Source organism: Kitasatospora sp. NPDC053057 (genome assembly GCF_044546945.1).
Taxonomy (GTDB): Bacteria; Actinomycetota; Actinomycetes; order Streptomycetales; family Streptomycetaceae; genus Kitasatospora.
The window spans coordinates 181116-203234 of record NZ_JBITZP010000003.1 but is presented as its reverse complement, the minus strand read 5'-3'; the positions used below and the strand labels follow the sequence as shown (position 1 = coordinate 203234).

18 protein-coding genes are annotated in these 22119 nt (G+C 74.6%); 6 read left to right on the top strand and 12 right to left on the bottom strand.

The window, feature by feature from the left end; translation table 11 throughout:
• Window positions 1-79: 79 nt before the first annotated feature.
• Together ACIG5E_RS05520 and ACIG5E_RS05515 are read right to left on the bottom strand one after the other, a co-directional pair.
• Window positions 80-277, bottom strand: coding sequence for a hypothetical protein (locus ACIG5E_RS05520; protein ID WP_396531632.1), 198 nt, complete (start codon window positions 275-277; stop codon window positions 80-82).
• Window positions 274-3459 (bottom strand): SNF2-related protein, encoded by a 3186-nt coding sequence (locus tag ACIG5E_RS05515; protein WP_396531631.1) that lies wholly within the window; start codon window positions 3457-3459, stop codon window positions 274-276. The genes ACIG5E_RS05520 and ACIG5E_RS05515 overlap by 4 nt, the downstream gene beginning before the upstream one ends.
• Window positions 3460-3661: 202 nt before the next feature.
• On the opposite strand from ACIG5E_RS05515, the gene ACIG5E_RS05510 reads away from it, so the two are divergent.
• Window positions 3662-4282 (top strand): YceI family protein, encoded by a 621-nt coding sequence (locus tag ACIG5E_RS05510; RefSeq protein ID WP_396531629.1) that lies wholly within the window; start codon window positions 3662-3664, stop codon window positions 4280-4282.
• Window positions 4283-4339: 57 nt separating this feature from the next.
• Here ACIG5E_RS05510 and ACIG5E_RS05505 read toward each other — a convergent pair whose 3' ends face one another.
• Window positions 4340-5353, bottom strand: a complete 1014-nt coding sequence (locus tag ACIG5E_RS05505; RefSeq protein WP_396531627.1) for a LysR family transcriptional regulator — start codon at window positions 5351-5353, stop codon at window positions 4340-4342.
• A gap of 117 nt (window positions 5354-5470) precedes the next feature.
• On the opposite strand from ACIG5E_RS05505, the gene ACIG5E_RS05500 reads away from it, so the two are divergent.
• Both ACIG5E_RS05500 and ACIG5E_RS05495 read left to right on the top strand, forming a co-directional pair.
• Window positions 5471-6727: an MFS transporter gene (locus ACIG5E_RS05500; protein ID WP_396531626.1), complete on the top strand. Its 1257-nt coding sequence runs from the start codon at window positions 5471-5473 to the stop codon at window positions 6725-6727.
• 9 nt (window positions 6728-6736) lie between these two features.
• Window positions 6737-7216, top strand: coding sequence for a macro domain-containing protein (locus ACIG5E_RS05495; RefSeq protein WP_396531624.1), 480 nt, complete (start codon window positions 6737-6739; stop codon window positions 7214-7216).
• On the opposite strand, the gene ACIG5E_RS05490 is transcribed toward ACIG5E_RS05495, so the two are convergent.
• Complete coding sequence (locus ACIG5E_RS05490; RefSeq protein WP_396531622.1) at window positions 7201-7749, bottom strand: GNAT family N-acetyltransferase; 549 nt, start codon at window positions 7747-7749, stop codon at window positions 7201-7203. The genes ACIG5E_RS05495 and ACIG5E_RS05490 overlap by 16 nt on opposite strands.
• Window positions 7750-7832: 83 nt before the next feature.
• Here ACIG5E_RS05490 and ACIG5E_RS05485 point away from each other — a divergent pair, with 83 nt between their 5' ends.
• Both ACIG5E_RS05485 and ACIG5E_RS05480 read left to right on the top strand, forming a co-directional pair.
• Window positions 7833-7982 carry a hypothetical protein gene (locus ACIG5E_RS05485; protein ID WP_396531621.1) on the top strand — a complete coding sequence of 50 codons (150 nt, stop codon included), beginning with the start codon at window positions 7833-7835 and terminating at the stop codon, window positions 7980-7982.
• 10 nt (window positions 7983-7992) lie between these two features.
• Window positions 7993-8793 carry a TetR family transcriptional regulator gene (locus tag ACIG5E_RS05480; protein WP_396531619.1) on the top strand — a complete coding sequence of 267 codons (801 nt, stop codon included), beginning with the start codon at window positions 7993-7995 and terminating at the stop codon, window positions 8791-8793.
• Window positions 8794-8873: 80 nt separating this feature from the next.
• Here the strand turns inward: ACIG5E_RS05480 and ACIG5E_RS05475 are convergent, their stop codons facing one another.
• From ACIG5E_RS05475 to ACIG5E_RS05445, 7 genes are all read right to left on the bottom strand, one after another.
• Window positions 8874-10154 (bottom strand): GNAT family N-acetyltransferase, encoded by a 1281-nt coding sequence (locus tag ACIG5E_RS05475; protein ID WP_396531618.1) that lies wholly within the window; start codon window positions 10152-10154, stop codon window positions 8874-8876.
• A gap of 40 nt (window positions 10155-10194) precedes the next feature.
• Entirely contained in the window at window positions 10195-10731 is a 537-nt protein-coding gene (locus ACIG5E_RS05470; protein ID WP_396531616.1) for a GNAT family N-acetyltransferase, read from the bottom strand.
• 139 nt (window positions 10732-10870) lie between these two features.
• A complete protein-coding gene (locus ACIG5E_RS05465; protein WP_396531614.1) occupies window positions 10871-12208 on the bottom strand; it encodes a C40 family peptidase in 1338 nt (445 codons plus the stop codon).
• 240 nt (window positions 12209-12448) lie between these two features.
• Window positions 12449-13528: a hypothetical protein gene (locus ACIG5E_RS05460; RefSeq protein ID WP_396531612.1), complete on the bottom strand. Its 1080-nt coding sequence runs from the start codon at window positions 13526-13528 to the stop codon at window positions 12449-12451.
• Between the two features lie 140 nt (window positions 13529-13668).
• The gene (locus tag ACIG5E_RS05455; RefSeq protein WP_396531899.1) at window positions 13669-15435 is read right to left on the bottom strand and encodes a threonine/serine exporter family protein; all 1767 of its coding nucleotides are present in this window, start codon (window positions 15433-15435) and stop codon (window positions 13669-13671) included.
• A gap of 424 nt (window positions 15436-15859) precedes the next feature.
• Window positions 15860-18217, bottom strand: a complete 2358-nt coding sequence (locus ACIG5E_RS05450; protein ID WP_396531610.1) for a hypothetical protein — start codon at window positions 18215-18217, stop codon at window positions 15860-15862.
• A gap of 73 nt (window positions 18218-18290) precedes the next feature.
• A complete protein-coding gene (locus ACIG5E_RS05445; RefSeq protein WP_396531608.1) occupies window positions 18291-20213 on the bottom strand; it encodes an ATP-binding protein in 1923 nt (640 codons plus the stop codon).
• 249 nt (window positions 20214-20462) lie between these two features.
• On the opposite strand from ACIG5E_RS05445, the gene ACIG5E_RS05440 reads away from it, so the two are divergent.
• Window positions 20463-20786: a hypothetical protein gene (locus tag ACIG5E_RS05440; RefSeq protein ID WP_396531607.1), complete on the top strand. Its 324-nt coding sequence runs from the start codon at window positions 20463-20465 to the stop codon at window positions 20784-20786.
• A 65-nt stretch (window positions 20787-20851) separates the two neighbouring features.
• Here the strand turns inward: ACIG5E_RS05440 and ACIG5E_RS05435 are convergent, their stop codons facing one another.
• On the bottom strand, window positions 20852-22003 hold the full coding sequence (locus ACIG5E_RS05435) for a TetR/AcrR family transcriptional regulator (RefSeq protein ID WP_396531606.1): 1152 nt from the start codon (window positions 22001-22003) through the stop codon (window positions 20852-20854).
• Between the last annotated feature and the right edge of the window lie 116 nt (window positions 22004-22119).

Here is a 22119-nt window from a genome sequence, read left to right as displayed (position 1 = left end):
TGCTGTTCGAAGTCGGCGAGCCGGGTGTCGGGGGTGTCGGTCACGCTCGGGACGCTACCGCACGGTAGGCGCGCCGGGGTCAGCCGCTGCGGAAGGTGTCGTAGGCGGGGGCGAGGAGCGCGGCGAGGTCGCGGCCGTGCACGGTGATGCCGGAGCGGCCGAGGCGGTTCAGCGAGGGTTCGGCCGGTTCCTCGTCCTGGGGTTCCGGGCGCAGGGTGAAGTCGCCGCGCCAGTAGGCGGCGACGTTGACCATCTCGGGCCTCGGCTGTTCGGTCACGCGTCCTCCTCGGCGACGGCGTCCTCCCGGGTGAGGGCGACCAGTTCGCGCAGTGCCTCGACCGGCAGATCGGTGAGCCAGCGCTCCCCCTCGCCCACCACCGTCTCGGCCAACGAGCGCTTGGCGGTGAGGAGTTCGTCGATCCGCTCCTCGACGGTGCCGACGCAGACCAGGCGGCGGACCTGGACGTCGCGGCGCTGGCCGATCCGGAAGGCGCGGTCGGTGGCCTGCTCCTCGACCGCCGGGTTCCACCAACGGTCCAGGTGGATCACCTGGTTGGCGGCGGTCAGGTTGAGGCCGGTGCCGCCGGCCCGCAGCGAGAGCAGGAACACCCTTGGCCCGTCCGGGGACTGGAAGCGCTGGACGAGCTCCTCGCGACGGGCGCGCGGGACGCCGCCGTGCAGGAACAGCACCTCCTCGCTGAGCCGGCGCTCCAGGTACGGGCGGAGCATCGTGCCGAACTCGGCGTACTGGGTGAAGACCAGGGTGCGGCCACCCTCGGCCAGCGCCTCCTCCAGCAGTTCGGCGAGCCGGGCGACCTTGCCCGAGCGCTCGCCCAACGGCGAACCGTCGTGCAGCAGTTGGGCCGGATGGTTGCAGACCTGCTTGAGCTTGCCGATCGCCGCCAGCACCGTGCCCCGCCGCTCCACGCCCCGGATGCCCTCGACCCGCTGCAGCAGGTCGGCGACCACCGCCTGGTAGAGGCCGGCCTGTTCGGCGGTGAGGTTGCACCAGACGGTCATCTCCTGCTTGGCGGGCAGCTCGGCCGCCACCGCCGGGTCTGACTTGAGCCGGCGCAGCACGAACGGGGCGGTGCGGCGCCGGAGTTCGGCGGTGCGCTCGGGATTGCGGTGCACTTCGACCGGGATCGCGTAGCGCTCCTTGAAGCGCTCGGCCGGGCCGAGCAGGCCCGGGTTGGCGAAGTCCAGCACGGCGTGCAGCTCGGCGAGCCGGTTCTCCACCGGGGTGCCGGTGAGGGCGATCCGGTGCCGGGTGACGGGCAGCGCGCGGATCGCCCGGGACTGGGCGGTGCCGCTGTTCTTGATGTGCTGCGCCTCGTCGGCGACCACCCGGCGCCAGCGGATCGCGCGCAGTGCGGCGAGGTCGCGCTGGACCAGCCCGTAGGTGGTGATGACCAGGTCCACTCCCCTGACGGCGTCGGCGAGTTGCCCGGCGGCGAGGCGGCCGGCGCCGTGGTGGACGTGGCGGCGCAGGCCGGGGGCGAAGCGTTCCGCCTCGCGCTGCCAGTTGCCGACCAGGGACATCGGGCAGACGAGGAGGGTGGGGCCGGCCTCGCCGTCGTGCTTCTCGGCGGCGAGCAGGGCGAGGGTCTGGACGGTCTTGCCGAGGCCCATGTCGTCGGCCAGGACGGCGCCGAGGCCGAGTCCGGACATCGTCGCCAGCCAAGCGAGTCCGCGCCGCTGGTAGGGGCGCAGTTCGGCCCGGAAGTCCGGTGGGAGCGGCGGGTCCTCGGGGGCGGCGCCGGCGCCATCGGCGAGCAGGTCGCCGAGCGGGCCGTCCACCCGGACGCCGGTGACCGGCAACCCGGCGACCGTCGCGTCGGGGTCGAGGGCGAGCCGCAGCAGGTCGGCGGCGGCCAGCAGGCCGTCCCGCTGCTCGGTGAGGAAGGCGAGCGCGGCGGCGATCTGCGCCGGGTCGGCCTCCAGCCAGGTGCCCCGGACCCGCACCAACCCCTGCTTGGCGGCGGCGAGTTCGGCGAGTTCCTGCTCGGTGAGCGGGGTGCCGTCTGGGCCGAGCGCGGCCTGCCAGCGGAAGGCGACCACGGCGTCCCGGTCGACCTGGCTGGTGACGGCGAGCGTGCCGGGCGCGGGCGGGGTGGTGGCGCGCAGGGCGAGCCCGAGCCGGGGGCGGCGGCGCCACCAGGCGGGCAGCAGCACGCCGAAGCCGGCCGCGGCGAGGGCGGGCGCGGCGGTGCGCAGGAAGTCGAGGGCGCCGGTCCGGTCGAGCGGCAGGGCGGACGGGCGGGAGCGGTGGCGCAGCCCGTCCAGGGCGGGCCAGCGGTGGGCGGCGCGGGCGAGTTCGGCGGCCAGGACCTCGCTCGGTCCGGCGCCCTCGCCCGCCGGGGCCGCGGTCTGCGGGCGCTGCGCGGTCTGCGGGCTCCGCGCGGTCTTGCGGGCGAGTGCGGCGTACGCCGCGCCGCCCTCGTGCAGGTCGGCGGCGCGGACCAGCAGGGAGGGCTCGTCGACGGCCTGGAGCAGGAACTCCAGCTGCCAGGCGTCGTCGGAGGGGCGGCCCTCGGGGTCGTCGTCGGCGGGGCCGAGCGGTTCGACCAGGCGGAAGCAGAGCCGCAGCGCGGGGTCGACGGGCTCGGCGGTGGCGTACCAGTCGGCGATCCGGCGGCGCAGCTCGGCGACCTCCCCGGGCGGGGCGTCGACCGCGCCGGAGGGGATGGTGAGGGCGTGCAGCCAGCGGTCGGCGGCCGCCGAGCCGGAGTCGGGGAAGGGCGTGTCGGCCAGTGCGGCGCGGGCCTCGGCGTCCACCAGCGCGCCCAGGGCGGTGTCGAGCAGCGTCTCGCCGGTCGCCGTGCCGGTGGGCCATTCGCCGAGCAGGACGGGCGGACAGCCCGCCGCGAGTTCGGCGGCCTCGCGGCGCCCGGCCGGGGTGAGGTCGGGCCGCCAGCGGGCCTGCGGGGGGCCGTCGGCCAGGACGGGCAGTGGCAGCACCCGGCCCCGGCCGACCGTGCGCCAGGCGAGGTCGTGCACTCCGGTGAGCCAGCGCAGCGAGGGGCCGTACACCACCTCGACCCGGCCGGTGCCGGGCAGGTCGGTGTCGGTGACGGCCCAGTGCGGGTCGTGGACCTCGCCGAGCAGTTGGGCGGCGGCCCCGGCGTCGAAGAGGAGTGCGGGCACCCGCCAGGGGGTGAGGACGGCGCCGCCGCGCGGCGGGGTGACCGGCAGGTCGGGTGAGGGAGCGGGCAGGGTGCCGACGGTGGGCAGCAGCAGGGTGGCCCAGCGTTCGGGGGCCTGTCCGGCGAGCCAGCCGAGGCCCGGCCCGATGCCACCGAGGACGGCGGCCAGGCGCCCGGCCGGGCAGGCGTAGGGGTGGGCGCGCGGGACGGGCCGGTCGGGGTGGGGTTCGACGGGGCCGGGGTGGGCGCGGGCGTCCTCGGCCCAGAGGGCCAGCCGTCCGTCCGCCCGCCAGAGCGCGTGCAGGACGAACATGCGGGGCCTTTCGGGCGGATGGGACTGTTCTTCGCAGCCTAGCGGGGCGGTCCGACAGTGCCCGTCGGGCCGGGCCGCTGGGCCGTTCGGGTGGTCCGGGGAAGCCCTCGAAGCATGTGGTTGAAACTTGAACGAAAGCGGGCGTACGCTGGAGCCAAGAAGTTGAAGCCTAAACAAATGGCTTCGAACCCGAGGAGGAGCCATGGGCCTGTTCAACCGCACCAAGACCACCGCCACCACCGCCGTCCAGACCCCGGCCGTCGAGACCCCGGCCGGCCCGGACCGGTCGCACCTGACCGGCGACTGGACCGTCGACGCCATGCACAGCGAGATCGGCTTCTCGGTCCGCCACGCGATGGTCACCAACGTCAAGGGCCGCTTCACCGAGTACGACGGCAAGCTGCACCTGGACGGCGCCACGCCGGGCAACTCCTCGGCCGACCTGGTGATCAGGGTCGCCAGCATCGACACCAACCAGGCCCAGCGCGACGAGCACCTGCGCACCGGCGACTTCTTCGCCGCCGAGACCTACCCGGAGATCCGCTTCCGCAGCACCTCCACGGAGGCGGTCGGCGAGGACTCCTTCCGGATGAACGGCGAGCTCACCATCAAGGACACCACCCGCCCGGTCGTCCTGGACCTCGAGTACACCGGCAGCGCCACCGACGCCTACGGCGCCGAGCGGGTCGGCTTCGAGGGCAAGGCGGTCGTGGACCGCACCGACTTCGGCCTGACCTACAACGCGGCCCTGGAGACCGGCGGCGTGCTGATCGGCGAGAAGGTCAAGCTCAGCTTCGACATCTCCGCCGTCAAGGCGGCCTGACCCGGCCGTCCGTCGGCCCCGGCGGCCCGTGCCGCCCACCGAGCCCACCGCCCCTGCCTATCCCCCCGAGGCAGGGGCGGTGTTCTGCGCGGCGGCGACCAGCTCCGCGTCCGCCGCGGGCAGCCAGCTGCCCGCCGGGCGGCCCAACCAGCCCTCGGCCGCACCGAGTTCACCCGCCGCGGCGGCCAGCGCCCGCAGCCCCGGATGGCGCTCGCCGGGCCGGTGCACCAGGCTGACCAGGCACAGCGGCACCGGCTCCACCAGCGGCACGTTCACCGACCCCGGGATCCTCGGCCCGCCCACCGTGGTCAGCATCGGATCGCCGTGCCGGGCCAGGTAGCGGGCGGTCTCGTCCAGGCCCACCGGCGGGACGTACGGCTCGGCCGCGGTCAGCCCGTGCTCGCGCAGCAACCGGGCGCCGAGGTCGGCCCATTCGGTGGTCGCCGGGTTGCCCGCACAGATGTCGACGGGGTACCCGGCCAGGTCGGCCGGCCGCAGCACCGGGCGGCCGGCCAGCGGGTGGGTGTCCGCCATCATCACTGAGATCTGTTCCAACCTCACCGGCAGCTGGGCGAGTTGACCGCGCACCGGGGCGGGCAGACCGGCGAAGCGGCCGAACGAGGCGTCCAGCCGGTGCGCCAGCAGTTCGGCGGCGGCCGCGGCCAGGCCGCCGTGGAAGCGGGCCAGCAGCTCGCCCTCCGGCCAGGCGGCGCGGGCCCGTTGGAGCACCCGGTCGGCGGTGAGGTCCGGGCCGGTGACATCGCTGTTGAGGTCGAGCAGCAGCGGCCGGGCGGCGGCCCCGGCGCCGGTGCCGGCCTCGGCGAGGATCTCGTCGTGCAGCGCGAGCAGCCGGCGCGCCTTGGGCAGCAACCGGCGCCCGGCCGGGGTGAGTTCGACGCTGCGGGTGGTGCGGGTGAACAGCACGTCGCCGAGCAGTCCCTCCAGGGTGCGGACGTCCCGGCTCAGTGCCTGCTGGGCGACGTACAGCCGCTCGGCGGCCCGGCCGAAGTGCAGCGTCTCGGCGGTCGCGACGAAGCCGCGGAGCAGACGGGGATGCAGGTCACGGGGCATGGGCGAGAGATTAACAACAAGGTGTTGTGGGTGTGGCGAAACAGGTGTTGGACGCCCACCCCACGGCGCGGCGAGGCTTGGCGCATCCCCCTTCCGCCCTGTGTCCCAGGAGCCCGATTGCCCTCGCGCGCCCTCCTCGCCTCCTACCGCCGGCTGTTCGCGGCCCCCGGCGCCACCGCCTTCACCCTGGCCGGGCTGCTCGGCCGGCTCGCGCTGTCGATGAATGGCGTCTCGCTGGTGGTGCTGCTCGCCGAACGGCGCGGCTCCTACGCGCTGGCCGGGACGGTCTCGGCGGCCGGACTGGTCACCGGCGCGATCGGGATGCCGCTGCTCGGGCGCCTGGTGGACCGGTACGGGCAGTCGCGGGTCGCGGTACCGGCGGCGCTGTACAACGCCGTACCGCTCGTCGCCCTGCTGCTCTGCGTCCGGCTCGGCGCGCCGGACTGGGCGCTGTACGCCTGCTGGGCCGCCTGCGCCGCCGCGCCGAACCTCGGCGGCATGGCCCGGGCCCGCTGGGCGCACCTCCACCGGGACGACCAGGCCGCCCGGCACCTGGCCAACTCCTTCGAACAGGCGCTGGACGAACTCTGCTTCATGGCCGGTCCGGTGCTCGCGATGCTGCTCTGCACCACGCTCGCCCCGGAGGCCGGGCTGCTCGCCTCCGGCGCCCTCGGCACCACCGGCGCCCTGCTGTTCGCCGCCCAGCGGCGCACCGAACCGCCCCTGCCCGCCAGGGTGCCGGCCGGTCAGCGGCACGGCTCCCCGCTGCGGGTGCCCGGGCTGCGGGTGCTGGTGCTGACCTTCCTCGCCACCGGCATGGTCTTCGGCGCGACCGAGATCACCACCGTCGCCTATGCCGACTCGCTCGGTCACAAGGCCGCGGCCGGTGCGCTGCTGGCCCTGGTCGCGGCCGGATCCTGCGTGGCGGGGCTGCTGTTCGGGCTGCTGACCCCGCGTCGGGCGCCCGGGGTGCGCTTCCTGGTCGGGGCGGCCGCGATGGCGGCGGTCCTGCTGCTGCCGCTGGCCGCCGGACTCGGCGGGGCCGGGCTCGCGGTGCTCGGGGCGGTGCTGTTCGCGGCCGGCACGGCCACCGCGCCGACCATGGTGACCGGCATGACGCTGGTCCAGGAGCTGCTGCCGCAGCGGCAGTTCAACGAGGGGATGGCGGTGGCGGTGTCCGGCATCGTGGTCGGCATCTCGGCCGGGGCGGCGCTCGCCGGCACGGTCGCCGAGCACGCCGCGCCCGGCACCGGCTACGCCCTGCCCGCCGGGGCCGCCGCGCTCGCCCTGCTGATCGCGCTGGCCGGGCGGCGCCACCTGCGCGCGGCCGGGGCGCGGGAAAATGCCGAGCGGGTTGTCAGTGCCTCCGTCTAACTTCTAGGCATGGCGGAAATCACCTACGTCCGAGGCGATGCCACCACGCCCCGTGGCAAGGGCGTGAAGGTGATCGCGCACGTCTGCAACGATCTGGGCGGCTGGGGAAAGGGCTTCGTGCTCGCGCTCTCCAGACGCTGGCCCGAGCCCGAGGCCGCGTTCCGACGCTGGCACCGGGAGCGGGCGAAGAACGACTTCGGTCTCGGCGCCCTGCAAATGGTGCAGGTCGAGCCGTACGTCTGGGTGGCCAACCTGGTCGGCCAGCGCGGCATCCGGACAGCGCGCTCCACCGGAGTGCCGGTGCGGTACGAGGCCATCGACACCGGGCTGGCCGCCCTCGGCGAGCACGCGCTCGAACTCGGCGCCTCCGTCCACATGCCGCGGATCGGCTGCGGACTGGCGGGCGGGCGCTGGTCGAAGGTCGAGCCGCTGGTAGCGGACCGGCTGACGGCGCGCGGCGTGCCGGTGACGGTCTACGACGTCGGCTGAGTCGACTGAGTCGACTCAGCCGAGTCACCGACAGCCGAGCCGGGCGCCGACCCGGGCTCGGCCGGCCAGGCGTACACGTACTCGGGCAGTAGGTGCCCGCCCGGGAACACGCCCTCCTGCGCCCTGATCCGCACGCCGCCCTCGCGCTCGTAGAAGGCGATCGCGCGGGTGTTGGCGCTCAGCACCTCCAGGTACAGCTCGGCGCCGGGGTACCGCGTGGCGACCTCGGCGCGGGCGGCGGCCAGCAGTTCCCGGCCGATGCCACCGCCGGTGAGGCCCGGGCGGACGTGCAGGTTGTCCACCAGCACCCCGCCGTCGGGCTGCGGCACCAGGTAGACGAACCCGGCCGGTTCTCCGGCCCGTTCGGCGATCAGCAGCACGGGCGTGTTCTCCGGCGTCCCGTAGTCGACCGTCAGGCGCAGCTCCCACAGCTCGCGCCGCTGGGCGGCCAGTCCGTCCCCGAGCGCTCCGTCGGGGACGATCCCGCGGTAGCTGGTGCACCAACTCTCGGTGTGCAGGTCCGCGATGCGCACGGCATCCCGCTCTCCGCCGTGCCGAATGGTGATCCGCCCTGATCCGGTCATGTGACGAGCCTCCCACAGAGATGGAGTTGAACATGTTCAACCACTACGTCTACAGTTCTGCCAAGCTTTTGAACGCGTTCAAAATCACCGGGGCGGTGGGCGCGGCACCGGATGCGGAGGGGGCATCCGGTGCCGCGAGCACCGACAGCACCGACACCGGGTGGAGCGTCGTCTCCGGCTAGGCTCGTGCCCGTGGACGACCTGGCAGCGACGAACCGAACGGACGGCGAGAAGGGTGCGGCCGGCGCCTCGGCCGCACCCGGCACGGACGGCGGGCCCATGCCCGGCGGCCGGGCCCAGCCCAAGACCGACAAGAGCGAGGCGACCCGGGCACTGATCCTGGAGACGGCCATGCGGCTGTTCCAGGAGCGGGGCTACGAGAAGACCACGATGCGCGCCATCGCCACCGAGGCGGGCGTGTCGGTCGGCAACGCCTACTACTACTTCTCCGCGAAGGAATTCCTGATCCAGGGGTTCTACGACCGGATGACCCACGACCACGCGGCCGACGCCAGGCGGCGCATGGCCCACACCCGCGACTTCGCCGAGCGACTGCAGATCGCGCTGACCTCCTGGCTCGACACGGCCGCGCCGTACCACGAGTTCGCCGCCCAGTTCTTCCGCACCGCGGCCGACCCGACCAGTTCGCTGAGCCCGTTCTCCAACGAGTCCCACCCCGCCCGGGCGACGGCCGTCGAGCTGTTCCGCGACGTCCTGCAGGGCTCCGACCTGGCACCGAAGTTGGACGCCGAACTGGTCGAGCTGCTGCCCGACGTGCTCTGGCTGAACCTGATGGTCGTGGTGCTCTACTGGGTCTTCGACCGGACCGAGGACACCGAGCGGACCAGGGAGTTCGTCCGCCGCTCGACGCCGATGGCCGCCCGGGTGATCAACCTGTCGCGCTATCGGGTATTCCGGCCGATCGTGCGGGACGCCAAGGGGCTGATCCAGGACTTCATCCTGCCCACGATCGGGAAGACGGCCGTCAAGTAGGCTTCCGCTCCCAGTAGTTGCGCAATGACGGAGGCCGGCCCACGATCCGTGGGCCGGCCTCCGCCGTGGTTCCCGGCGGCTCAGAACTCGGTCGGCGTCCAGGCCCGCAGCGGGGTGCGCAGCAGCAGGTCGGCGGCGGCCGCCGCGCCCGGACGCAGTTCGGTCAGCAGTCCGGCCGCGGCCAGCCTCGGGGCCGTCTCGGAACCCAGGTACAGCGAGCCCAACTCGGAGGCGTCCAGGGCGAGATCGGCGCCGTCGGTGGTGCGGGTGCAGCGACCGGTGCCGTCCTCGGCGACCTCGATCGCGAAGCGGCCGGAGGCGTAGCCGAGCCGGTCCTCGACCTCCAGCACCACCCGGCCCGCGGCGCCGTACGTCCGGGCGCCGAACGCGGCCTCGACGTCCAGCAGCCGCAGCCACATGAGGTCGGCGTTCGCCTCGTGGGGGGTGGCCGCGCGCGGGTCCTGGAGCAGCAGCGGCAGCGGGTCGTCCGGGGCGACGCTGTCCACCACGACCTTGCTCACCCAGTCGACGGACAGCACCAGGCGCCACAGCTCGACGGCGGTGGGCAGGTCGAGGGCGATGAACTCGTCCACGGTGAGCGTGCAGTCGGGGTAGGCGCCGTCCCACTTGTTGTCGATCCGGTAGATCACCAGACCGGTGACCTGGCCGTCGGCGTCCCGGTGGACGGCGGTGAACGGCTCCTTGAAGTCGTCGCCCGGCACCTGGATCTCGTTGGCGTTGCGCTCCCACCAGATCTCGTCGCGGGCGATCGCGCCCGGCTGGGTGAGCCGCCAGCGGTCGTACAGTTCGGCGCCGAGCTCGCGCTGCTCCGCCAGCGTCACGAAGTCGATCCGGCCGCCGGGCACACCGGGCAGTCCCTCGCGCAGACCGCGGGTGCGCCGCAGGTCGATGCGCCAGCCGCAGCCCCGGGTGGCGGGGCCGAAGCCGAACCGGCCGTAGATGTTGTACTCGGCGGCGGCCAGGATGGCGACCGCGCAGCCGCGCTCGGCGGCGGAGGCGAGGTCCCGCCGCATCATCGCGCTGAGCAGGCCGCGGCGGCGGTGGGTGGCGCTGACCGTGACGTTGGTGATCGCGTCGGCCTGGACGACAGCCCCACCCGGGACGGTCAGTTCGACGTCGAAGCTGCGGAAGGTGGCGACTTGGCGGCCGTCGTCGACGCCGGCCAGCATCCGGCCCGGCTGCCACTTGCGGCGGCGCAGCTCCAGCGCGATGCCCCTGTGCGGCTGCAGGAAGCCGAAGTTGAGCGCGCGGTTCCATTCCTCCACTTCGTCCACGGAGACGGCCCGGACCTGGACCCCGTTCACGGCGTCGACGGCCGTGTCATCGATGTTCTTGCCCATCCGGCCACCGTACGGCTGCTGACCTGGGGCGTCACCCGGTTTATTCGGTGCTCGACCCGGCCGGCGATCCGTGGTGCCGCCCGGGCGTCACGACCCAGTGGTTGGTGCGCAGGATCCGGTCCGCGAAGTCGACGTCCCGCTCGCCGAGCAGCCGGAAACCGAGCGAGCGGCAGATCCCGTTCGACGGGCCGTTGGTCACCCCCGGGTTGGCGTGTACCTCGCCCCACCGGCCGTCCGCCGCGGCGGCGTCCAGCACCTGCCGCACCGCGGCCTTGGCGAGGCCGCGGCCCTGGAACTCGGGCAGCACCATCCAGCCGATCTCGGAGACGGCGACGCCGTCCTCCTCGTCCTGCCAGAGCGTGACCAGACCGGCCGCCCCGCCGCCCCCGGCCTCGCCGTCCGGCACGATCACCTTGATCCAGGCGCGGTCCACCGCCACCAGGGCGAGGTCCTTGCGCAGCCGCGCCTCCACCTTCTCCCGGGGCAGCGGGCCACCCAGCTCGGCCATCATCGCCTCGTCGCACCGCATTCGGACGTACGCCTCGGCGTCGCCCGGTTCGACGTTCCGCAGCTGCACGACGCCTCCTCAGAAGTGGTCGGGGCGGCCACGCTAGCGCGAGCCACCGACATCCGCGCCCGGGAGCCCTCGCGAGCTGCTGGCCCCGGTCCGGGAGCTGACCGGTCGGCCGTAGGCGCGGGCGCAGTACGCCGGCCTGCTACGGCCGGGCGTAGTAGTCCGGGGTGCCCATGATCCAGAGGCTGGCCTGCTTGACCGGCATGCCGACCCGCGGGGCCTCGATCATCTGGTCGTCGCCGATGTAGAGGCCGACGTGGTGGATGTCGGCGGAGCGGCCGGTGTCGGTCCAGAAGACCAGGTCGCCGGGGCGCAGTTGGCGGTAGCTGATCGGGGTGGACTGGGCGTACTGGTCGGCCGCGAAGTGGTTGAGCTGCTTGCCGCCCTCGCGCCAGGCCATCATGGTCAGCCCGGAGCAGTCGTAGCCCTCCGGCCCCTCGCCGCCCCAGATGTAGGGCAGGCCGATCTTGGACTTGGCGAAGGCGACGGCGGCGGACGCGCCCTCCGCCGACCAGGGGTGGGCGGAGGGCGGTAGCGCCTGGGCCCTGGCCGCGTCAGCAGCAGCCGCCGCGGCCGCTTCGACCTCCCGGGCGGCCTGCTCGGCGGCGGCGCGGGCGGCCGCCTCCGCCTCCCGGGTGGCGATCGCCTCCAGTGCCTCGCGGCGCTCGCGCTCCAGCTCGACGGTGGTGTTCCGGGCGGCGGCCAGCTCGGTGAGCAGCTGTTCCCGGCGCCGGCCGGCGGCGGCGACCTCGCCCTGCTGGGCGGCGAGCCGCTGCTGCGCCCTGGTCCTGGCCGCGCCGACCTCGGCGGCGGCCTTCTCGGCGGCCCCGGTGGCGGTGCGGGCGGCGGCGGAGGCGCTGCGGGCGGCGGCGGCCGTGGAGGTGGCGGCGTCGAGGATCTGCCGGGTGCGCTCGCTGACCACGCCGACCACGGCGGCGCGGTCGCCCGCCTCGCGCGGGCCGTGGGCGCCGAGCAGGGCGTTGAGCGCGGACAGTTCGGCGCCCGCGCCCTGGCGGTACGTTTCGGCGGCGAGCCGGGCCGCGTCCTCGGCGGCCTCGGAACGCGCGGCCTCGGCGGCGGCCGCGTGCCGGTTGGCGGCGGTCTCCTCGGCCCGGGCCCGGGTGAGCGCGAGCTGGGCACCGTTGTAGGCCTCGACGGCCTGTTCGGCGCTGCGGCCGGCCCGGTCGAGTTCGGCCCGGGCGGCGGTGAGCGCGGCCTCCAGCGCGGCCGCGGAGGCGGCCTTGCCGTCGGCCTCGGCGCGGGAGCGGTCGATCTCCTCGGTGGACGGGTACGGGCCCTGGCCCGCCGGGGACTGAACGCCCGGAGGCTGACCCACCGGGGACCGGCCGCCCGAGAGCTGACCGCCCGGTGGCCGGCCGGCCGCCGGGTCGGGATCCACCGGGTCGGCCTGGGCCGCGGGGAGCAGCCCGAGCAGAGCGGTGAGGGACAACAGGAGGGTCGGCAGGATCCTGCGCGCCACGAGACATCCCTTCTCACGGGTCCGGAGGGGACGGCGACGGATGCCGAGCGGCGCGCGGGCGGGCGGCGGGCGGGCGGCGGGAGCTCCGACGAATCATCCCATCACGTGACAGAACGGTCACTCTTCGCCCATGTTCTCAACTCCTGCGCCGTTCACACCTCGAACGCGCTCCGCCGGCCGGGTGACCATCCGATGATCCGACCAGGCATCAACTCCAGCCAGGCGCACAGGGCATACGAACTACCGGTGGATCCGGCGGGTCCTCGTCCGCACGTGGGGGTGCCGCTCGGGTCGGCGCTCCGCCCCGGTCGGGCCGACCCCGTACGTCCGGTTGCGCCCGGCGCGGACCGTACGGCGGCGCTGCTGCGCCCCGGCCGAGCGGCCCGGGACGCTACCGGCGGCCCCCTCCACCGGTTGCGGGTGCGCCACGGGCGGGTGCGCCGCCGCCACGGCCGCGGAGCGGCGGTCGGCCAGCCGCGCCCGGCGGCGGGCCAGCGCCCGGGCGGCGTGCGCGTCGAGGTGGGCGGAGGCCCGGGCGGCCATCCGCTCGGCGACCCGGTGGGCGGCCGGGTGGTTGGCGGGCACCTTGTCGGGCGCGCCGGCGATCAGGTCGAAGAGCCAGGTGCGGGCACGGTCCGCCCGCCGGTGCAGCAGGCGTTCGCGCCGGAGCGCACGCGCCCGGCGGCGGGAGCGCGTGGTGTACCGCCAGCGGGCCCACGGGCTGCTCGGGCGGGCCAGCCGGACCGCGCCGATCCAGGACAGGCCGGGGATCATGATCCCGAGCAGACCGGTCCACACCTTGCCCTTGAGCAAGGTGATCACCGAGGCCAGCGCGTTCACCGAGATCACGGTGATCAGGCCCCAGCGGGTGTCCTCGCCGGGCAGCGCGCCGAACGGCACGTACCCGATCAGCAGCAGGGCGGTGAACAGGATCCCGAAGATCACCGCGTCCACCGACTTGCGGCCCTGTTCGCTCCAGTACACGTCGTCCAGGTGGAGGATCAGCGCGAACTCGTCCAGCACCAGGCCGCAGCCGATGCCGAAGAGCAGCCCGAACCAGTCGATCCACGGGGGCGTGCCGTAGGCGGCGAACACCCCCATGCCGCCGACCAGCAGGAAGCCCAGACCGAACACCATGTGGTGGATGTGCAGGCCGCCGGGGGTGACGTTGCCGGGCCACCAGCGCACCTGGGCACGGATCATCCGCACGCTGAACCGGATGAAGACGAAGGAGGTGATGAAGCCGATCAGCAGCAGGAACAGCGGTTGCTTTTGCGCGTTGACGATGTGCTCGCGGTAGCTGTCCAGCAGTGTCGACATGGGTCTTACCTTCGTTCCTGGTGCTGCGTCCTGCCTGCCGCGACATGGCCCGGAAGCCAATACCGGCCCAATACCGGCCCAATACCGGTCCGACACGGATCCCGGCGTTCCCGTCACCGGGTCCGGGGCCCGGCCCCCGGTCAGAATCCCCGGGTGCGCTTGGCCGCCCGGCGCGGCACCGCCGGGTAGAGCGAGGGCAGCTCGGCTCCCACCGGCAGTTTCAGGAACAGCCGGGCGATCTCGCCACCGAGGTTCACCCCGACCGCCAGCGCCATCGCGATCGCCGCCGCCCGGAAGACCGAGACCAGACCGGTGCTGGAGTGGCCCTGGGCGAAGGCGAGCATCCCGAGGTAGAGCGCCGAACCCGGCATCAGCGGGCCGATCGCGGCGGTCACGTACGGCAGCGCCGAGCCGTTGCGGTAGCGCGCCATCAGCTGGCCGAACAGGCCGACCAGGCCGGCCGCCACCCCGGTCGCCGCGATCGGATTGACGTGCGCGTTGTAGACCAGCGCGCCGTAGCTGGCCCAGCCGATGCCGCTGTTGACGGTGACCAGCGCGAGGGTGCGGCGGTCGGTCTGCAGCAGCATCGCGAAGGCCAGGGTGAGCAGCATCGCGGCGACCATCTGGACGGGCGGGTAGCTGATGCCCACCAGGCTCTCGTCCGGCTTGAGCCTCGCCTCGAAGCCGACGCCCAGGTAGAGGATCATGATCACGCCGATCACGATGCCCGCGACCAGGTAGATCACTTCCAGCAGCCGGGCCGCGGCGGTGATGTAGAAGCCGGTCAGGCCGTCCTGGACGGCGGCGACCAGGGCGCGCCCGGGCAGCAGGGCGAACAGGCCACCGGTGATCACCACCGAGCCGCGCAGGCCCCAGTCGTTGAAGGACAGGATGATCCCGGACGCGGCGGCCGGCATCGCGGCCGCCACGAACTGGTAGAACTCCGGCAGCCGACGGCGGGCCAGCGCGGAGGCCAGCCGGTCACCGAGGACGGCCGCGATGAAGGCGCTGGCGAAGACCAGCCAGGCCTTGTCGTCGATCCGCCCGCCGACCAGGAAGGTCGCCGCGCCGGCCAGCAGACCGGTGGTCAGGGCGAGCAGCCACGCCGGGTACGGGTGCCGGTTGCGGCGGATCAGGGCCAGTCGGCGGTAGGCGTCGTTGACCGTCACCTTCTCCGCGGTGATGTCGGCCACCAGCTGGTAGACCGCGTTCAGCCGGGTGTAGTCGGAGGTCCGGCGGCGCACCACGCGGTCGGCGGTGACCGGCGGCTCGACCAGCGAGGGCTGGTGCGAGATCCCGATCAGGGTGAAGGTCACCTGCGGCTCGCAGCGGTCCAGCCGGTAGGCGTGCGCGATGCCGAGCATCGCCGCCTCGACGTCCTCGGCGGCCTCGCCGCTGGCCAGCAGCAGTTCGCCGATGCGCAGCGTCAGGTCGAGGATGCGCGGGACGTTGCGGGCGGCGCCCGCGGAGGGGTGCATCTCGCGGGCGGTCCGCTCGAAGGCGGGGCGCTCGGACATCGGGGTGCGCAGCAGGGTGCGCATCCGGTCCGGCCAGGGCACCTCGCCGGGGGCGCCGGTGGTCAGCTCGGGGAGCGGGATGCCGGTGGGCGGGGTGTAGCCGGCCGCGCGCCACTCCTCGGGGGTGAGGGTGTCCTCGGCGACCGAACGACGGCGGGCCGGGCGCTCGGAGGCCGGGCGCTCGGAGGCCGGGCGCCCGGGGACCGCGTCCCGGGGGCGCAGGTCGACGGTCAGCTCGGGGTGCGGCTCCAGCGGCGGCTGCGACGGCTCGGGCCGCGGCTCGGCCTGCGGCTCCGGCTCGGGGGCCAGCAGGCCCCTGGTCTCCGGGACGGGCGGGGCGAACGGCACCTCGATGGTGGGCTCGACGGGCGGAGCGGGGTGGCCGAGCAGGCCCTCGGTGGGCGGCGCCTCGGCGGGGTGCACCGGCTTGGGCGGTGTCTGCCCCACCTGGCGGACCGCCCGGCCTCCCCTCGCCCGCTTGCCCGCACCCGGTCGGCCCCGCTTAGGCACTTCCGCTCCTTGCCGCCCCTGGTGGCCGCCGGCCACCGTTCGATCTCGGGTTACACCTTGCCTGATCGAACAGCTGGACGCACATGTACGCGACGTCCCGCCGCGGCGGCCCCGGGCGCCTACCCGGCGCGGTGGCTGGCGGCGGGCTCCGCTCCGGAGCGGCGGGCCCGGAGCGGTTCGACCGCCACCGGGACCACCGGGACCAGCACGATGCCGACCAGGATGGCCTCGACGTTGTCCTGGACGAAGGGGACCGGCTCCGCGCGGGGCCCGCCGACCGCACCGGGCCGGGGAACCGGACGGCTCAGATGTCGTAGCGCTCGATGATCTCCGTGTGCCGGCGGAGGTCCGCCCCCGCCGCGTCGGCCAGGTCGAGCCAGGTCACCGGGTGCTCCCAGCCGGCCGTGAGCTCGTGCAGCAGCGCGTCGGCGTGCTCGGCCGAGGCGGTCGGCGGGACGCCGAGGGCGGCGTAGACGCCGGGCAGGTCGCCGTCCTCCCGCTCCGGGTCCGAGAGCCGGTACTGCTCCCCGCTGTACACCCAGAGCGCGTAGCCGGCCGCCCGCAGTTCGTCCCGGAACCCGACCCAGGCCTCGGCCCCGGGCCGGACGCCGTCGATCCAGTAGGTGGTGTAGCCGGCCGGGTCGAGCAGGGTCAGCAGCCCGAAGGTGGGGCGCCAGTTCTCCCGCTCCTCCTCGGCGGCGTCCTCGGCCGGCGGGCGCTCCAGCAGGGCCGGGGCGAAGACCACCACGTCGCCGTGGTTGAGCGTCAGGTCCGCGCCCAGCACCGGCAGGATCCGGGCGGTGGCCGGGCCCGTCCGGACGGCGGGCAGGTCGGCCTTGGTGCCGTTGGTGCGGGTGGCGCGGACGCTGATCAGCTGCCACTCCTCGTCCACCGGGCCCTCGGGCTCGTCGAACTCGATGCCGATCCGCGCGCCGGCGGAGCGGACCACGGCCCAGTCCCGGTTGGCGCTGGCCGCGGTGATCAGGTGCCAGAGGTCGGGCTCCTGGACCGTCCGGTGGAGCTCCTCCTCCCCCGCCTCCTCGGCGGGCAGGGCGTGCTCCAGCAGCTCCTGGTAGAGGCGCTGCGCCGTGGCGTGGTCGCCCAGCTCGGTGGCGGCGGCCGCGGCCAGCCGGCGGGTGTTGATCCGGCTCGCCTCCAGCGCCAGGATCGCCTCGCACTGCTCCAGCACCTCGGCCCAGCGCTCCTCGGCGGCGGCCCAGCGGGCGCGTATCCAGTGCCCGTCGGCCGGGCTGGTCGCGGCCAGCCGGTCGGCGAGGCGGCGCACGCCCTCGGCGTCCCGGGCCTCGATCAGGGCCTGGCCGAGCGTGCCGGTCAGCTCCTGGCTGCCCGGGTCGGCGTCCAGCCGCTGCCACAGCAGGTCGACGGCGGCCCGGGCGTGGCCGAGGCCGCCGAGCACGTTGGCCAGCAGCACGGCCAGGTCGGTGGCGCCGGCCTGCTCACCCCGGTACCGGCCCAGGGCGACGGAGAGCAGGTCGGCGCCGGTCTCGAAGGGCACCCGGGCCTCGGCCAGGTACGCCGTCAGTTCGCCGGGCGGGACGGGCAGCTCGGGCACCGGCAGTGCTTCGGCGGCCGCGCGCAGGGCGGCGACCTGCTCGGCCACGCCGGCGGTGCGACGCAACCGGGTGAGCTTACGCTCCCCGGTGGCCGCGAGCGTGAGCGCCACCGTACGGGCGCCGCGGGCGAGCGCCAGCCGACCGGCCGCCAGCAGCAGGTCCACGCACGGGCGGTGCGAACCGGTGCCGTCCAGGTAGCCGACCCAGCCGGCCAGCACAGCGCCCAGCTCGGCGTCGTTCTCCCAGGCGCCGGCCGCGATCAGCAGCTCGACCGTCTCCGTCCAGCTCTGGCGCAGGTCGGCGTGCCGCTCGGCCTCGGCCCGCTCGGGCAGCAGGGCGAGCGCCTCCTCGGTGCGCCCGAGCGAGGCGAGCGCGCGGGCCCGCTGCAGGGCGCCCGAGCGCCGGTCGCTCTCGTCGAGCTTCTCACCCCGGGCCCTGGCCGCCTGGTCGGCGGTGTCCAGCAGGGTGAGCACCTCCTCGTGCCGGCCCAGCAGGTGCAGGGTGCCGGCCCGGGCCCGGTGGAAGCGGAGCGAGACCTGCTGGCCCGCGGTCCGCATCCGGGCGGCGGCGGTGTCCAGGTGGGCGAGCGCGTCGGCGGGCCGGCCGTCGTCCTCCAGGGCGTCGGAGTACTCGCGGGAGAGGCAGTCGAAGCAGGCGCGGCCGGGCTCGATCCGGTCCAGCGTCTCGCCGACCACCTCAAGGCGCTCCCGCACGTAGCCGGGGCCGTCGACCCGGGCGTGGCAGATCGCGAAGTCCTGCACCACGCAGACGGACTGGGGGCAGCCAGCCGTCTCCTCCCGGTGCGCGAAGTCCAGCAGGTCGACCACCTCGGGCAGGACGGACTCGCCCTGCTGGCGCTTGTTCAGCAGGTTCTGCATCCGCCAGTGCCGCAGGTAGACCTCGACCCAGGGCAGGCCGAGGGCCCGCGCGGAGGCGACGGCCTCCGGGTAGACCGCGTCGAGCTGCTCGTTGCGCCCCTCGGTGGCGTGCTCGGGCAGCTCGTACATGGCGTCGGCCAGCCGCCCGTGGCCGGCCGCGTGCAGCTGCTGGTGGGTGTCGCGCACCCAGGCCCAGATGTCGGTGGTCATGTCCGTTCCCCCTGCGTCGTGCTGATGAGTTGTCTACCGCGGGCCACTGACAGTCCGCCCGCCGGGCGGTCCGTCACGCCTGGTCCCGGAGGTCGCCGGGGCTGTCCGGGACGTCCGGGAGGCCGGCCGGGACGGCGGCGGTCAGGGCGGAGACGGCGGTGCCGATGCCGGCCAGCGCGACGCCGAGGTCCCCCTCGGCGGGGCCGGTCGAGGCCGCCGCCATGATCACCTTGAGCGAGCGGAGCAGCCCGGCCGCAGTGGCGCTGCCGGTGTGCCCGGCCCGGTAGGCGACGAGCAGGTCCTGGACGGCCGGGCAGGCCAGGTTGAGGTACAGCCGGGCCCTGACCTCGCCGTCGGTGCGGGCGGTGAACGCCCGGGCCAGCCGCAGCGCGGCGGAGGGGATCCGGGCGTCGGCCTGGTCGTCCTCGATCCGGGCCTTCAGTTCGGCCTCGCGGTCCGGCACCAGGACCAGCGGCAGGCCGGGCGGGTCGAAGCGGGCCGGGACGAGCTGCTCGCCCCGGTCGGCGAGGGCGCCGGACAGCCAGGCCGACTCCTCGGGCGGCAGCGGGCGCTCCGGGTCGCGGAACAGTTCGCGGTTGCCCTGCTCGCTGCCCAACTCGACCAGCCGACAGCCGCGCAGCTGGGCGTAGCGGCGCAGGAACGGCAGCACGGCGTAGCGCTCGCCGCGGGCGATCGGCACCCGCATCGCCCGGTACAGCATCTCCTCGAAGCCGCCGCCGCTGCCGAGCGCGACGTGCACGGCTCCCCCGCCGGCCGCCCGCAGCCCGCCCGCGGTGAGGTCGCCCTGCGAGGTGGGCACCGGGACGTCGTCGGCGAGCAGGGTGAACAGCCGCTCGTCGCAGAGCGCGGCGCCGAGCAGGTCCTGACCGTGCCGGGTGAGGATCCGGCGCCAGGCGGCCGGCCGCAGCCGGGCCGTCTCGTACAGGCCGTCCACGATGGCGTCGGTGAGGGCCTGCTGCAGCGCGCGGTAGTGCTCGTCGCGCTGGAGGTCCTCGCGGCTGGCGGTGGGGGTGAGCCGGTTGGACTCGATCACTCCGCCGATGAACCCGGCCCAGCTGGGCAGCAGGTCGCGGGCGTCCTCGGCGAGCAGCATGCCGCGCAGGTAGACGGCGAGGTCGCGGTTGTCGCTGCTGCCGTAGGTGCCGCCGTCCTGGACCCAGAGCAGGCCGACCGCGTCGGTGGCGCCGTCGTCGGCCCCTTCCCCCTGGACGGGCGGCACGGGGAAGGCGGTGAGCGGTTCGAAGCGGCGGCCGAAGGCGGTGGCGAAGCGCATCCGGGCGGCGTACTGGTCCCCCGGCACCGGCCGGCGCCAGGGCACCTGGACCGAGTTGACGGGCTGCTCGTCCTCACCGACGAAGACCGGGATGGGCAGCAACACGCAGTAGCGGGCGAGGACTTCGCGCAGCGCGTGCTCGTCGGCGAGGTGGGCGTGCTCGGGCTTGAGGGCCAGCTCGACCACGGTGCCGGGTTGCGGACGGGCGGGCACCGGCTCGACCTGGTAGTGCTCGCCGCCGCGGCTGCGGTAGCGGTGGCCGAGCTGCGGCTCGCGGTGCGAGGTGGTGGTGACGGTCACCTCGTCGGCGACCGAGAAGGCGGAGAGGAAGCCCAGGCCGAAGGCGCCGATCAGCTCCTGGTTGCCGGTGAGTTCGCGCAGCATCCGGGTGTAGCCGGTGCCGACGGTGGCGAGGTAGGCGTGGATCTCCGGTTCGGTGAGGCCGGCCCCGGTGTCCTCGATGGCGACGGTCCGCCGCGCGGCGTCGGCGCGCACCCGGATCAGCGGACGGTGCTCGCCGTCCGGGTCCTCCAGGAGCCGGCGGGTGTGGGAGTCGTGGGCGTTCTGGACGAGTTCGCGCAGGGCGACCAGCGGGGTGGAGTAGAGATGGGTGGCGAGGACGTTCACCAGGCCGCCGAGGTCGACCTCGGTGGTGCGCAGGTCCTCGGCGGGGGTGGGCTCGGTCGTGGCACCTTCAGACATGGGTCCCCAGTGTGCCAGTGCGACAATCTGTCGACCATTTCTTTCTATGCATCAGCCCGCCCTGCCGAAATGACGGATTCTGGTCAACTCCAATTGACCGATTCCCCACGATCGAGGGAATTGCCACCCGTATGGTGGAGTTCGTCCACGGCGCTGGTGAATGCTGATCATGCGACGTCAGGCAACGGCGCTCCGGGGCGGCCACTCCGGATCGCGCCACATTCGCACTTCCAGTCCAGGGAGACCAGCGTGTCCCGTATTCGCGCAGCCACCGCCGTCACCGCCCTCGGGGCCTTCCTCCTCGTCGGCGTCGGTGCCGCCACCGCGCACGCCGACAACGGCGCCGGCGCGAACGACCACTCCAACAGCAGCGTCGTGAGCAACGTCGGTTCCGGCAACGTCATCGGCACGGTCACCGGCAACGTGGTCAACACCCAGCAGACCGCCACCGGTTCGGGTGCGAGCAACCAGAACAACGGCCTCGCCGTGACCGGCAACGGCGGCAACATCGGCGCCCTGCAGGGCAACGGGAACTTCGACGCCCGGGTCTACTACCCGCACGTCCTCTACTAGGCCGTCCTCCCGTTCCGGGCCGGGTGCCCGCCCCGTCGACTCGGGGCCGGGCCTCGGCCCGCGCGTTACTCCCGCACCCCCAGCACCGCCCGCCCCAGCCGCCGCAGGCAGTCGCCGAGGTCCGGCCTGGCGCTGTGCGGAGGGTTCCGCACCCCGTCGTTGACCAGCGAGAACAGCGCGTGCACCCGGATCCGGGCGGCCACCGCGTCGTCCTCCGGGCGCACCTGCCGCAGCAGGCCGACCCAGGTGCGCAGGAAGTCGCGCCGGAAGTCCACCGCGACCCGGCGGTCCGGCGGGTCCAGCCGCTCGGTCTCGCTGAGCATCGCGCCCAGGTAGTCGCCGTTGCGCAGCGCGAAGTCGACGTACGCGCCGAGCCCGGCCGCCAGCGCCGCCCGCGGCCCGGCGGCGGTCGCGATCGCGCCGTCCACCTCGTGCCAGAGCCGCTCCCGGCTGCGCACCAGGGAGGCGGCCAGCAGGTGGGCCTTGCTGTCGAAGTGCCGGTACACGCTGGGGCCGGAGATGCCGACGGCGGCGCCGAGTTGGTCGGTGCTGACGTTGTCGAAGCCGCGCTGGTGGAACAGCCGGACGGCCGCCGCGAGCAGTTCCTCCCGGCGCGCCTGCGGCCTCGGCTGCGGCACCGCTACGGCACCGGGCCCGGCGGCCGTGCCGTCCAGGGACACCGCGAGGACGGCCGCGACCATTTCGCGCAGCAGCGCCTCGGCCCGGCGGGGCTGCGGCGCGGCCGACTGGTAGGACAGCCCGGCGCAGCCGGAGAGCGCCGACCAGCAGAGCAACTCCGCGTCGGCAGCCGACAGTTCGGGCCGTTCGGCGCGCAGCACCGCAGCCATCAGGGCGACGTCCGCACGGAGTTCACGGCGCAGCTCGGCCCGGCGAGCGGGCGGCAGCAGCCGGGCGTCGCGCTGCACCAGGGTGCCGAGCGGGCGGTGGCCGACCGCCACCGCGGCCAGTGCGGCGCCGAGTTCGGCGGTGGTGCCGGCCGCGCGCAGGCCGTCGGCGAGCGCGTCCAGGCCCAACCGGACGGCGCGGTCGAGCAGTTCGGGCTTGCCGCGGAAGTGCCGGTAGAGGGCGGGCGCGGTGATGCCCACCCCGGCGGCGACCTCGGTCATCGAGACCTGGTGGTAGCCGCTGCGGTGGAAGCGGTCGGCGGCCACGGCGAGGATCTGGGCGCGTCGGCCGGGCGGCCGTCGGACCACCATGGCGGGCCTCCCTCGCGTTCGTCCGTAACCCGCCCGAAGGCTAGCAAGGATTCACTTCGCGGCCTCGCCGAACGACTCCTCCCGGCCCGTTCCCCAGGCCCCTTCCCCGGCGCCGG

Coding starts and splice junctions, on each gene's coding strand:
- ACIG5E_RS05515 (WP_396531631.1), bottom strand. CDS start 3,459: ATGTTCGTCCTGCACGCGCTCTGGCGGGCGGACGGACGGCTGGCCCTC.
- ACIG5E_RS05510 (WP_396531629.1), top strand. CDS start 3,662: ATGGGCCTGTTCAACCGCACCAAGACCACCGCCACCACCGCCGTCCAG.
- ACIG5E_RS05505 (WP_396531627.1), bottom strand. CDS start 5,353: ATGCCCCGTGACCTGCATCCCCGTCTGCTCCGCGGCTTCGTCGCGACC.
- ACIG5E_RS05495 (WP_396531624.1), top strand. CDS start 6,737: ATGGCGGAAATCACCTACGTCCGAGGCGATGCCACCACGCCCCGTGGC.
- ACIG5E_RS05485 (WP_396531621.1), top strand. CDS start 7,833: ATGTTCAACCACTACGTCTACAGTTCTGCCAAGCTTTTGAACGCGTTC.
- ACIG5E_RS05475 (WP_396531618.1), bottom strand. CDS start 10,154: ATGGGCAAGAACATCGATGACACGGCCGTCGACGCCGTGAACGGGGTC.
- ACIG5E_RS05460 (WP_396531612.1), bottom strand. CDS start 13,528: ATGTCGACACTGCTGGACAGCTACCGCGAGCACATCGTCAACGCGCAA.
- ACIG5E_RS05450 (WP_396531610.1), bottom strand. CDS start 18,217: ATGACCACCGACATCTGGGCCTGGGTGCGCGACACCCACCAGCAGCTG.
- ACIG5E_RS05445 (WP_396531608.1), bottom strand. CDS start 20,213: ATGTCTGAAGGTGCCACGACCGAGCCCACCCCCGCCGAGGACCTGCGC.
- ACIG5E_RS05435 (WP_396531606.1), bottom strand. CDS start 22,003: ATGGTGGTCCGACGGCCGCCCGGCCGACGCGCCCAGATCCTCGCCGTG.